This window comes from Phycicoccus elongatus Lp2, assembly GCF_000367525.1.
Lineage (GTDB): Bacteria > Actinomycetota > Actinomycetes > Actinomycetales > Dermatophilaceae > Phycicoccus_A > Phycicoccus_A elongatus.
Window position 1 is genome coordinate 1,910,658 of the sequence record NZ_HF570956.1, and the last position, 11,651, is coordinate 1,922,308.

An 11,651-nucleotide genomic window follows, 5' to 3' on the forward strand; every position below is an offset into this window, starting at 1 on the left:
TCACGTGCGAGAACTTCCGAGTCGACCGGACCAGAGCACGAGTGCCTGGGAGTTGAGGTGCCGCGGTCGCTCCCCCGGGCGCGCGGCATACACATCGCCGGAGGGGGAGACCGAGAAGACTCTCGTGTGCGCATCGGGTATGCCGCGGCGCCGGGTTTCGAGCTCCGCGCTCAGTTCGGCGACACGCTCCTGGAGAGCGGCGACCTGGTTCTCGAGCTGGAGGATGCGCGCGATCCCGGGGAGGCTGATGCCCTCGTCCTGGGAGAGCCGTTGCACCTCGCGCAGGAGCGCGACATCGCGGGCCGAGTAGCGCCGGCCGCCACCCCGGGTGCGGCTTGGGGTGACCAGGCCGAGCCGGTCGTACTGCCGCAGGGTCTGGGCGTGCATCCCGGCCAACTCGGCCGCGACCGAGATGACGAAGACGGGTGTCTCGTCACCTGGCGCGAATGCGGCCGCCGACATGGTCAGGTCCCCGCCTTGGCGAAGAGCTCGGCGCGCGGGTCGACGTCGGCGGTCTCCTTCGCCACCGCCTCGACAGCGTCCTTGGCTGCTTCGGACAGGTGCGTCGGCACGGTGACGACGACCTTGGCGAGCAGGTCGCCGGTGTGCTTCTTGCTGTGGACACCACGTCCCTTGACGCGCAGGACCCGCCCGCTGGGCGTGCCCGGGGCGATCCGGACCTTGACCTGCTCACCATCGAGGGTGGGCACGGCAACGGTCGCGCCGAGGGTGGCCTCGGCGAAGCTGACGGGCAGGTCGAGGGTCAGATTGTCACCTTCACGCCCGAAGACGGGATGCTTACCGACCGTGACCGTGAGGATCAGGTCACCAGCCTCGGCTCCCGGGTCACCTTGCATACCTTTGCCACGCAGGCGAATTCGCTGCCCATCGCGGACACCGGCGGGGATGCGAGTGGTGATGGTGCGCCCCTCGGCGGTCTGCAGGGTGACCGTCGACCCGGTGACGGCGTCACGGAAGGACAAGGTGGTGCGGGCCTCGAGGTCCTGGCCCTTGCGGGGTCCACGGGTCGGCCCGCCAAATCCACCGAAGTCGCCATAATCGTCGCCGCGGTAGGTGCTGCGGGCGCCGGCACGACCACCGGCGCCGCCGCCGAACATCTGGCTGAGGATGTCGTTGATGTCGGGCTCGCCGCCGCCACCGGCATACCCCGGGAAACCCTGTCCCCCACCGGTGCTGAAGCGGACACGCTGTCCGCCGCCACCGCCGCCGAAGGCACTGAAGATGTCCTCGAAACCGCCGTTCCCGGCGCCGGGCCCACCAGCGGTGAAGCGTGCGCCGCCGGCCGCCATCTGGCGGATCGCGTCGTACTCCTCGCGCTGGGTCGGGTCGGAGAGCACCGAATGGGCCTCGCCGATCTCCTTGAACTTCTGCTCGGCCACGGTGTCACCGGGGTTCTTGTCCGGGTGGTACTGCCGGGCGAGCTTGCGGTAGGCCTTCTTGATCGCGGCCTCGTCGGCGTCCTTGGGGACGCCGAGGATCTTGTAGAAGTCCTTCTCGAACCAGTCCTGACTGGCCATGGTCGGCGCCTCCCTTCCTCAGGTGTGCCGAATTGTCGGATGAATGGATGTGGTGGTGCGGTCGGTGGTGGCGATCACGCGGGGTCGGCCACCGCCACGCGTGCGGGGCGGATCACGGTGTCGCCGGTCTTGTAGCCGGGCTGCAGCACCATGACCACCGTCGTGCCCTCGGCCCCGTCGAGGGCGGGATCGCCGTCTGGCCAGGCCTGGTGCATGAGGGCCTCGTGGACCATTGGATCGAAGGCCTCACCCTTGTCGCCGAAGCGCGTCAGGCCGTACTTGCCCAGACTTGCCTCGAGCTTGTCGGCGATCGCCGCGAACGGGCCGTCGGTCAGGTCGCCGTGGTCCCGGGCTCCCTGGATGTCGTCGAGCACCGGCAGCAGCGCCTCGAGCACGTCACGCACGGCGCGCTCCTGGGTGAGCGCGCGATCGCGGTCGACACGGCGCTTGTAGTTGACGTACTCGGCATTGAGGCGTTGCAGGTCGTCGAGCCGTTGGGCCGCCAGCGTCTCGGCCTCACTCGTTGCGTCCGCGCCCTCTGTCGCTGTGGCGACGGATTCCGCGGACGCAGCGGAGGCGGTGGCGCCGGAGGCCTCAGCACCGGGGGCGGTGGCGCCGGCCTGAGCCGACGCCACCCCCTCGTTGACCGCTTCGGTGTTCACCGCATCGTCCTGCGCGCCCTCGGCGGCGTGGTCGAACTCGTCACGCCCGCCGGGCTCGGCCGAGGCCTCGTCCCCGTGGTGGTTGTGGCGAGCGGTCACTTGGCGTCCTCGTCGTCCTCGACCACCTCGGCGTCGACGATGTCGTCGTCGCTCTCGGCGGCGGCCGGAGCCTCGGAGGAGTCCGCACTCTCGGAGCCGGCGGCGTCGCCGGCCTCGGCCTGCGCGGCATACATGGCCGCACCCATCTTCTGAGAGGCCTCGTTGAGGGTGTTGACCTTGGCGTTGATGTCCTCGACGGACGCGCCCGAGTCGGCCTTGATCGCCTCCTTGAGGTCGGCGAGGGCGGTGTCGACCGGCCCACGGAGCTCGGCGTCGACCTTGTCACCGGACTCGGCGAGGAACTTCTCGGTCGAGAAGACGAGCGACTCACCCAGGTTGCGTGCCTCGGTCTCCTCGCGACGCTTCTTGTCCTCCTCGGCGTGCGCCTCGGCGTCCTTGATCATCTTGTCGATCTCCTCCTTCGACAGCGCGCTGCCGCCGGAGATGGTGATCTTCTGCTCCTTGCCGGTGCCGCGGTCCTTGGCCGTCACGTGGACGATGCCGTTGGCGTCGATGTCGAAGGTGACCTCGATCTGCGGCACACCACGGGGGGCCGGCGCGATGCCGGAGAGCTCGAAGGTGCCCAGGTTCTTGTTCTGCTGCGCGATCTCGCGCTCGCCCTGGAAGACCTGGATCAGCACGCTCGGCTGGTTGTCCTCGGCGGTCGAGAACACCTCGGAGCGCTTGGTCGGGATGGCCGTGTTGCGCTCGATGAGCTTGGTGAACAGGCCACCCTTGGTCTCGATGCCGAGCGAGAGCGGCGTGACGTCGATGAGCAGGACGTCCTTGCGCTCACCCTTGAGGACACCGGCCTGCAGGGCCGCGCCCAGCGCGACGACCTCGTCCGGGTTGACGCCCTTGTTGGGCTCCTTGCCACCGGTGAGCTGCTTGACCAAGTCGGAGACGGCCGGCATGCGGGTCGAGCCACCGACGAGGACCACGTGGTCGATGTCGGAGATCTTGATCCCCGCGTCCTTGATGACGTTCTCGAAAGGCTGCTTGGTCCGGTCGAGGAGGTCCTTGGTCATCTGCTCGAACTGGGCGCGGGTCAGCGTCTCGTCCAGGTGGATGGGGCCGTTCTCGGACATCGAGAGGTACTGCAGCGAGATGTTGGTCGAGCTGGCCGAGGAGAGCTCCTTCTTGGCCTGCTCCGCCGCGTCACGCAGCCGCTGCATGGCGATCTTGTCCTTGGAAAGGTCGACACCGGTGTTGTTCTTCACCGTGGTGAGCAGGTGCTGGACGATGCGGTCGTCCCAGTCGTCGCCACCGAGCTGGTTGTCACCGCTGGTCGCCTTGACCTGGATCGTCGCGAAGCCGTCGTCGGGGTCCTTGCCGACCTCGAGGAGGGACACGTCGAAGGTGCCACCACCCAGGTCGAAGACGAGGATGAGCTCGTCCTCCTTGCCCTTGTCGAGACCATAGGCGAGCGCCGCCGCGGTCGGCTCGTTGACGATGCGCAGGACGTTGAGGCCCGCGATCTCACCGGCCTCCTTGGTGGCCTGGCGCTCGGCGTCGTCGAAGTAGGCCGGGACCGTGATGACGGCGTCGGTCACGGGCTCGCCGAGGTAGGACTCCGCGTCCCGCTTGAGCTTCTGCAGGATGCGGGCGCTGATCTCCTGGGGCGTGTAGGTCTTGCCGTCGATCTCCGGCGTCTTCCAGTCGGTGCCCATGTGGCGCTTGACCGAGCGGATGGTGCGGTCGACGTTGGTCACCGCCTGGCGCTTGGCGATCTCGCCGACGAGAACGTCACCGTTCTTGCCGAACGCGACGACAGACGGAGTGGTCCGGCCGCCCTCGGCGTTCGCGATGATGGTGGGCTCGCCGCCTTCGAGGACAGCGACAGCCGAGTTGGTGGTTCCGAGGTCGATACCGACTGCACGGGCCATGTGGTGCTTCTCCTTCGTGGATTGAGTACTTGTCACTCAAGTTAGAGGCGCTGGTATGCCGTGGCAAACCGAGTGCTCCAAACTTGCGTCTTCTTCACTCAACTTACTTGCCCGGGATCCTGTTCCCGGTTTCAGGCACATTCTTTCGACCGATAGTGGTGGAGGTTGACGCGCATCTCGCCGCTGTCGAGGCATCGGCGGTCGCTGCCGGATCGCCGGTTCGCGAGTTCTCCTGGCACCCTCGCCGGGGCAACTACCCGGGGTGGTTGTGGACGGCGACGACGGGGACGCTCGTGGGCTACGAGAGCCTGCTGGAGCGGGTGTGCGGACGGCTCCCACGGTTCTAGACGTTGCCTCTTGACACATGGCGCCAGATGCGCTATATGAGATTCACAGCCACTGCGATAGGTCAGTGGTCACTCAACAGGATCAGGAAGGAGTGTTCGACCATGGCTCAGTTGCTGATGCGCACCGATCCGTTCCGCGAGTTCGACCGGCTCGCCCAGCAGTTGTTCCGAGGCAACGGCACGTTGGCCTACCCGGGCGCGATGCCGATGGACGCGTGGCGCGAGGGGGATACCTTCGTGGTGGAGTTCGACCTGCCGGGTATCGCCCCGGAGGCGATCGAACTCGACGTGGAGCGCAATGTGGTGACCGTCCGGGCGGAGCGTCCGGCGCGAAGCGACACCCTGGAGATGCTCGCCGCCGAGCGGGCCCGCGGGACCTTCAGCCGCCAGCTGGTGTTGGGCGACAATCTGGACACCGAGCACATCGAGGCCGGCTACGACGCGGGCGTGCTCACGCTGCGGATCCCGGTGGCCGAACAGGCCAAGCCGCGCAAGATCGAGATCTCCAGTGTTGGATCCGGCCGGCAGGCCATCGACGCCTAGGGCACGTCTCGGAGGTCGCCATGACCACGATCCGGCACTCTGGCAACCCGCTCGATCCCCCCTGGGTGGAGGAGTTCATCGCATTGGTCTGCTCCGACCCGGAGTTGGTCGCTGCGGAGTTCGCAGCCATCATCGCCGCGGAATGGCCGACTTTCCCCCCGACCCGCCCTCCTCTGCGCTGCTGGGTCGGCCCACGCCCGGCCCCAGGACACGAGCGATGGCGCGAGGACGTCCGTAGCTGGCCGGGCCAGCGGCCGCGGGGTCCCGGAACCGGCGAGTGGGCCCGGCAGCGCTCGCCGCCTCGTCGGGTGACCAAGTTTCCAGCACCGGACCGAGACGCCGCCGTCGAGGCTTTGACTTTCAGGAGGTGACCGAGCAGCGAGACAACTAGAGCATGGGAGCGACCGCTGGCTCCGCGCGCCATTCATCTCGTACCTTCGTCGTCCCCACGGTGACGAGCCGCCCCTCCAGGGCAAGCGGGAGTACCCCCCCCCAGGCGCGCCGCGCCAGCAGTCAATGCACCGATCCCGTCTGGCCGGGCCCCGACGAGGGCCCGGCCAGTCCTTTCGACTCCGTGACATATCGACGACCCGGCCACCGCACCCGTGGCCGCGGTGTCCGCACCACCCACGCGACGGAGGCAGCTGATGACAGCTTCGAGACACAGCGAGCAGCCCGGATCCGACCTATATCGGGTTCTCGGCCTCGACCCAGACGCCAGCAGCGACGAGATCGCCCGGGCCTACCGACGTCTGGCCCGGCACTACCACCCGGACGTCGATACCACGCCCGGCGCAGCGTCGCGGTTCGCCGAGGTCACCAGGGCCTACCGGGTGCTGGCCGATCCGAAGGCCCGCGCCCGCTACGACGCCGGCCGCATACCACGCCGGGCCGGGCCCCCCTCCGACGCCGGGTACTCCCGCGGATCCTGTCCCCCGTGGCCCGCCACCCGGGTCCGTCCCGACCGCATCCCGCACGACGCGTTCTGGCTGGCAGCCGCAGGCCTGACTCCGCCCTTCCACCTCAACGCCGACCTGCCCGTCCGTTCCCCCCGGGACGATGAGACCGAGCTCGAGCTGACACTGCAGGAGAGCTACCAGGGCACCACGCGGACCGTGACCGTGACCAGCCAGGACAGCAGCGAGAGCATTCACGTCGTCGTCCCACCCGGCACGATCGACGGTGACCGGATCGAGGTCCCCACCATCTCTCCACGCGGCGGCGGGAACACCCCGCCCGTCGTCCTGCGCGTCCGGCTCGTGCCGCCCGAGGGCTACCGGCTTGATGGCCGCGACCTGCACGTCCAACTGACGCTCTCCCCATGGGAAGCCGCACTCGGCGCCACCATCACCCTCGACACACCGGCAGGGCCGGTGAGCATCGACGTGCCCCCCGGAACGTGCTCCGGCCGAGTCCTCACCGTGCCCGCCCATGGCATCCCCAACCCGAACGGACCCTTCGGGAACCTGCACGCCCACACTCACATCCTCGTGCCCACCAGGCTGACACCAGCCGAACGAGACCTCTTCAAGCGCCTTGCCGCAACCTCGAACTTCAACCCAAGAACTCCGACAACACCCGGACCGTGAGCTCCCCAGAGCGCGGACTGACCCCGGCACGCTCGAAACCCCGGCCCTTGGGACTGCTGACGGTCTGATTGACACTGCGGGTGTGGTGGTTCAGGCCGCTTTCGTCGGCCAGTAGATGGTCTCAAACTCGATCGGGGTGGTCTTGCCTAGGGCGCGTTGCCGGCGCCGACGGTGGTAGGTGCGTTCGATCCAGGTGACTATGGCTAGCCGCAGCTCGGCTCGGGTGTTCCAGCGGCGGCTGTTGAGGACGTTCTTCTGAAGGAGCGCGAAGAAGGACTCCATGGCGGCGTTGTCCGCGCTCGAGGCCACCCTGCCCATCGAGCCAGACAGGCCGTGCTGGTGTAGCGCGGCGACGTAGGGCCGAGAACGAAATTGGCTGCCCCTGTCGGCGTGGACCACGCATCCGACGACGTCGTCGCGGCCGCGGCGGGCGATGGCCATCTCCAGGGCGTCGACGGCCAGGGCTGAGGGCATCCGGTCACTGATGGAGTAGCCCACGATGCGGCGGGACCACACGTCCTTGACCGCGCACAGGTACAGCTTGCCCTCGCTCGTGGGGTGCTCGGTGATGTCCGTGAGCCACAGCCGGTTCGGGCCGGTCGCGGTGAAGTCGCGTTCGACCAGGTCGTCGTGCACCGGTGGTCCCGGCTTCTTCCACCGTCCGCGGGCGCGGGCGTGCGAGGACACGATCTGTGCTTGGGAGCAGATCTTCCACACCCTCCGCTCGGAGACCGGGTGGCCGGCGGCGGCGAGTTCGTCGGCGATGAACCGGTATCCGAACCCTGGATCGTCGGCGTGGACCTCGTGGGCGGCGTTCATGGCGTACGCGTCGACCAGGTCCCGCTCGCTGACCGGGCGGGCCTGCCAGGCATAGAACGCTTGCGGGGAGAACTTCAGCACCCGGCAGGTCACCGTCACGGGGATCCCGTCGACGGCAAGGTCACGGACCAGCGGGTACGTCATTTTGGGGACTGACCCAGCCTCAAATTCGCTTGCGAGAGGTAGGCCGCGGCACGACGCAGGACCTCGTTCTCCTGCTCCAGCAGCCGGATCTTCTTCCGTGCCTCACGCAGTTCCTCGGACTCGGCCTTGGTCACGCCAGGACGGGTGCCGTCCTCGACATCCGCCTGATGAAGCCAGTTACGTAGGCAGGACTCCGAAATCCCGAAGTCCTTGGCGAGCTGAGCGATCGGAGCTTCACCGCGACGGGCCACCGCAACCACGTCATCACGGAACTCCTTGGGGTGTGCTGCAGGCATGTCGACATCCTTCCAGCGGGGACCGGTGTCCCCACAGATCAGGTGTCAACCGAACCTTCAGCAGTCCCCTTGGGCCAAGGATCTGTCCGACTCTCTCGGTCAGGAAGAATGTCACCTGGGTCGTGGCTTTCGCCTTCTGAGGCGGCGAGCATCATGAATTCGGAAATGGGCGAGCCCTGGATGAATCCACGAGGCGACCGGGGCTGCGGGCGGCGGTTGGGGACCCACAGACCAGCTGAGGATCCGCGACGCACACGACCACCACTACCCCCTCCACGAGGTGGCCGGCGGGGCGCACGACCCCAAGGACCTGTGGCCCCGCAACCAGGGTCTGCCCCTCGACGCCCTCTTCACCTTCGGCGGCCTGGCCGCGGTCGTGCTGGCGCCCCTGGTCGCGGCGGGCACGGTCTTCTGTGCCGCGGGCTGGCTCCTGCGCGACTGGTCGGTCCGTGGCCGGCGCGGTCGCCTCCTCGTCAGGCTCGCCGTCTCGGTCGCGGCCACCGCCTGGCTGCTCGCACCGTCCACCACCGCCCTGTCGGCGTGGTTCCTCGACTGAACCTTTCCGCCGAGAGCGACCCCGGCCCCCGGGCCGAGCCGCATCTGGAGTGCCGCCATGGGACTGCAGGCACGCGACTTCCGTGACGCGACCGTCATCCTCACCGGCGCGGCGAGCGGTATGGCGAGGCGATGGCCCACCAGCTGGCCGCCGAGGGAGCGGCTGTCCTGGTGCTCGTCGACTGGCACGCCGAGCGACTGGCCGCGGCGGCCACCGCCATCCGGGAGAAAACGCCCCAGGTCAAGATCGACAGCCATGTTGTGGACCTGGGCCGACGGGGGAGCTCGATGCCCTCGTCGCCGACCTCAGCCGGGCCCATGAGGCGGTGGACCTGCTCGTCAACAACGCCGGCGTCAGCCTGTTCGGCCGCTTCGACGAGATGAGCATCGACGACTTCGAGTGGGTCATCAACATCTACCTGCGCGCCCGTCGTCCTCACCCGGACGAGATGGCCACCAGGTCATCGCGACCACGACGCCACTTGGGGGACAGTCACATGAACACCATCCAGAACCAGATGATCGCCGCTCACACCCTTGTCACCGCCTACATCACCGGTGCCTTCGAGCGTCTCCAGAACGAGAAGGGCCAGGGCTCGGTGGAGTACTCCGGCATCGTCCTGCTGGTGGCGGCCCTCGTCGCTGCGGCCATCGCCGCGGCCAGCACGGATGTCATCTCCGGTCTGGTCAAGGAAAAGATCGGCGACGCGTTCGACAAGCTGAGCTGATCGTCGCTTCGAACCAGCGTCGCTCGGGTCGGTCGGCACAGTGGGCCGACCCGACCGGTGTTCGGCGAAGCACCAGCACGTCCAGCAGGGACAGGGCAATGAGAACCGTGTGGGGACGCAACCGGCGCGGCGATGAGTCGGGCCAGACGTCACTGATGATGGTGGCCGCGGTCGCGGTTCTCCTCGTTATCGCCACGGGTCATGATCACCAACCCGGGTCGCGGCCTGGACCGCGAGGGCGAGACACGCAGCGCCGCAGACGCTTCGGCCTTGGCGGCTGTCAAGGCCTACCGGACCGTGGTCGACAACTCGGTCAGGTCGATCGTCACGCCCGTCGATCTGGAGGACCTGCTGCTCCGGCCGGCCTCCTCCTTCACCATGACGGCACAGGGAGAAGCAAGCCGCCTCGCGGCCCAGAACAACAGCCAACTGACCGCCTCACCACCCGGCCCCGACTCGGTGCCCACCGCTTCACCGCTACGACACAGAACCGCCAAGTGCTGGAGAGTTCTTCGCGCAGAACAGAGTTCAGCGCTACGGCGGAGGCTCGCAGCAAATCTGGACCAGTGTGTGTCCTGGTCGATGGCAAGGTCGGATTGTTCCTGCGGGGATCGTGCGTGCGCGGCGAGCGGATCATTCTGGTCATTCCGCCTGCAGTGGCCCCTGCGGTGCACCCCCCGGCTATCACGTTTTCGAGGTAGCGTCCTTACTCGTCTTGATGACTCGCATCAAGACGACAACGCCACGTGGGGCGTTCGTCTGGGGGTGTGAGAGTTCAGCAGGAACTGGGCCTGACCCCCCATCGCTGCCCCCACCGAGGAGAACTCCATGTCAGCCCTGGCCAAGCCCGTCCGCGCGATCGCCCTCATGGCGGTGTTGGTGACCGGTGTTGCCCTGACCGGGTGCACCGGCGACTCCGACCCCAAGGCAAGCACGACCTCGGCGAGCGCTCCCTCATCAGGATCGTCGTCGACGCCGTCCCCATCGGTGGTCCCGAACAAGGATTACGACCTGGATGGGCTGACGCGACCTGTGCCACAGATCATCGAAACCAAGACCGACAAGGGCCAGAGCTTCGGTCTGACCTCGATCGTGCGCGTCGGGGAGGACCGCGTCGTCGTTTCCGGCGTCCTCACCCCAGCCACTCCCATCAAGGTGGGGACGGACGCCGAGCCCGGCTTCCTCGAGCTGGCCAAGGGAGGCGACTTCTCGGCAGTCACTGTGGCCAAGCCGGGGGACGCCACGACGACTTATCTGCCTGTGCGTGACCCCGAGGGCCGGTGCCTGTGCAGCTCGGTTCGTCCCGGATTCGACGGCAAGCCGATCCCGGTGTCCGTGGTCGTGAGCGCACCCAAGGACCTCACCGGGGTCGACCTCACCGTGAGCCCGGTCGGGACCTTCACAGGGGTCAAGATCTCGGCCCCGGCCCCGACCCCACAACTGGCCACCGCCCTGGGCGTCAGCCAGGGATTGATCGTCGACTCGGCGGCGCGAGAGGGTGGCACGGTCACGGCCCGCGTGCGGCTGCAGTCCTTCGGTGACACCGAGCGTTTCGTGCGTGGCGTGTTCAATCCCCCGGTCATCGGCGAGCAGGGTACTTGCTACCGCTCGCTCTTCGTGCTCGGTGGAGGTTCGAAGGCCGGCATCGTCACCAAGAAGGGGTGCGTCGCCGGGCAGGTGCCCGAAAAGGACAAGCAGGTGGCGCTCGAGTTGTCCATGGGCGACCCCGGCGGTGAGCCATTGACCTTCATCCCGTCAGACGGTTTGCCCATCTTCGGGGTCCCCTCGACGGGGACTGGCACGGAGGGCTCGGCCGACCTGGTCGACTTCGCCTTCCGCTCCAAGACCGCTGCGGCCACGGTGAGCTCGGGTGAGCAGGTGAGCATCGACCTGGCGACATCGGTCCTGTTCGCCCTCGACAGCGCCGAGCTGACGCCGGCGGCTGACGCCTCCCTCAACGCTGCCGTCCAAGCACTTCAGGACCAATCGTGTCGCAGGTTGACCATCGGTGGCCACACGGACAGCCAGGGTGAGGCGGCATACAACCTCACCTTGTCCCAACAGCGCGCGGAGGCGGTCAAGCAAGCCCTTGGCGCCAGGCTCGGTGCGGGCTGGACGCTGGACGCGCAGGGCTTTGGTGAGACGGAGTTGGCGGTCAAGGAGGAGGGGTCGCCCGAGGCGATCGCGGCCGCCCAGGAACGCAACCGGCGAGTCGAGGTCACCGCCTGCTCGCCAGCCTGAAGAAGGCGCCCGGCAGCCACATCATCAACACGTCCAGCCTCTTCGGGCTCATCGCTCCGCCCGGCCAAAGCGCTTACTGCACAGGCAAGTTCGGCCTGCGGGGCTTCTCCGAGTCGATCGCCGGCGAGCTCGAGGACGACGGCATCGGCGTCACCACCGTGCACCCCGGCGGCATCAACACCCGGATCGCGACCAGCGGCCGCC

At 67.9% G+C, this 11,651-nt stretch carries 11 protein-coding genes; 6 read left to right on the forward strand and 5 right to left on the reverse strand.

Annotation, left to right across the window (positions count from 1 at the left end):
- From BN10_RS09070 to dnaK, 4 genes are all read right to left on the reverse strand, one after another.
- Nucleotides 1-462, reverse strand: coding sequence for a heat shock protein transcriptional repressor HspR (locus tag BN10_RS09070; protein ID WP_010850945.1), 462 nt, complete (start codon nucleotides 460-462; stop codon nucleotides 1-3).
- Between the two features lie 2 nt (nucleotides 463-464).
- On the reverse strand, nucleotides 465-1,538 hold the full coding sequence (locus BN10_RS09075) for a DnaJ C-terminal domain-containing protein (protein ID WP_010850946.1): 1,074 nt from the start codon (nucleotides 1,536-1,538) through the stop codon (nucleotides 465-467).
- A 74-nt stretch (nucleotides 1,539-1,612) separates the two neighbouring features.
- Nucleotides 1,613-2,299 carry a nucleotide exchange factor GrpE gene (gene grpE, locus BN10_RS09080; RefSeq protein ID WP_010850947.1) on the reverse strand — a complete coding sequence of 229 codons (687 nt, stop codon included), beginning with the start codon at nucleotides 2,297-2,299 and terminating at the stop codon, nucleotides 1,613-1,615.
- Nucleotides 2,296-4,185, reverse strand: a complete 1,890-nt coding sequence (dnaK, locus tag BN10_RS09085; RefSeq protein ID WP_010850948.1) for a molecular chaperone DnaK — start codon at nucleotides 4,183-4,185, stop codon at nucleotides 2,296-2,298. The genes grpE and dnaK overlap by 4 nt, the downstream gene beginning before the upstream one ends.
- Before the next feature lie 458 nt (nucleotides 4,186-4,643).
- Here dnaK and BN10_RS09095 point away from each other — a divergent pair, with 458 nt between their 5' ends.
- Both BN10_RS09095 and BN10_RS17340 read left to right on the forward strand, forming a co-directional pair.
- Nucleotides 4,644-5,075, forward strand: coding sequence for an Hsp20/alpha crystallin family protein (locus BN10_RS09095; RefSeq protein WP_040753053.1), 432 nt, complete (start codon nucleotides 4,644-4,646; stop codon nucleotides 5,073-5,075).
- A gap of 647 nt (nucleotides 5,076-5,722) precedes the next feature.
- Nucleotides 5,723-6,664 (forward strand): DnaJ C-terminal domain-containing protein, encoded by a 942-nt coding sequence (locus BN10_RS17340; protein WP_010850952.1) that lies wholly within the window; start codon nucleotides 5,723-5,725, stop codon nucleotides 6,662-6,664.
- 90 nt (nucleotides 6,665-6,754) lie between these two features.
- Here the strand turns inward: BN10_RS17340 and BN10_RS09105 are convergent.
- Nucleotides 6,755-7,923 (reverse strand): IS3 family transposase gene (locus tag BN10_RS09105; RefSeq protein ID WP_407674655.1). Its coding sequence is split into 2 segments (ribosomal slippage): nucleotides 6,755-7,663 and nucleotides 7,666-7,923, totalling 1,167 coding nucleotides; the frame shifts between segments, so codons are not numbered across the junction.
- Between the two features lie 280 nt (nucleotides 7,924-8,203).
- Between BN10_RS09105 and BN10_RS09115 the strand changes: the two genes are divergently transcribed.
- The 4 genes from BN10_RS09115 to BN10_RS18275 form a co-directional block, all read left to right on the forward strand.
- Nucleotides 8,204-8,479 carry a hypothetical protein gene (locus tag BN10_RS09115; RefSeq protein ID WP_010850955.1) on the forward strand — a complete coding sequence of 92 codons (276 nt, stop codon included), beginning with the start codon at nucleotides 8,204-8,206 and terminating at the stop codon, nucleotides 8,477-8,479.
- A 325-nt stretch (nucleotides 8,480-8,804) separates the two neighbouring features.
- Nucleotides 8,805-9,206, forward strand: coding sequence for a hypothetical protein (locus BN10_RS09125; protein ID WP_010850957.1), 402 nt, complete (start codon nucleotides 8,805-8,807; stop codon nucleotides 9,204-9,206).
- 828 nt (nucleotides 9,207-10,034) lie between these two features.
- Nucleotides 10,035-11,447 (forward strand): OmpA family protein, encoded by a 1,413-nt coding sequence (locus BN10_RS09135; protein ID WP_010850959.1) that lies wholly within the window; start codon nucleotides 10,035-10,037, stop codon nucleotides 11,445-11,447.
- Nucleotides 11,444-11,651: SDR family NAD(P)-dependent oxidoreductase (locus BN10_RS18275; RefSeq protein WP_407674663.1), on the forward strand; the 208-nt coding region annotated here is incomplete at its 3' end. The genes BN10_RS09135 and BN10_RS18275, both read left to right, overlap by 4 nt.

Coding starts and splice junctions, on each gene's coding strand:
- BN10_RS09070 (WP_010850945.1), bottom strand. CDS start 462: ATGTCGGCGGCCGCATTCGCGCCAGGTGACGAGACACCCGTCTTCGTC.
- BN10_RS09075 (WP_010850946.1), bottom strand. CDS start 1,538: ATGGCCAGTCAGGACTGGTTCGAGAAGGACTTCTACAAGATCCTCGGC.
- dnaK (WP_010850948.1), bottom strand. CDS start 4,185: ATGGCCCGTGCAGTCGGTATCGACCTCGGAACCACCAACTCGGCTGTC.
- BN10_RS17340 (WP_010850952.1), top strand. CDS start 5,723: ATGACAGCTTCGAGACACAGCGAGCAGCCCGGATCCGACCTATATCGG.
- BN10_RS09135 (WP_010850959.1), top strand. CDS start 10,035: ATGTCAGCCCTGGCCAAGCCCGTCCGCGCGATCGCCCTCATGGCGGTG.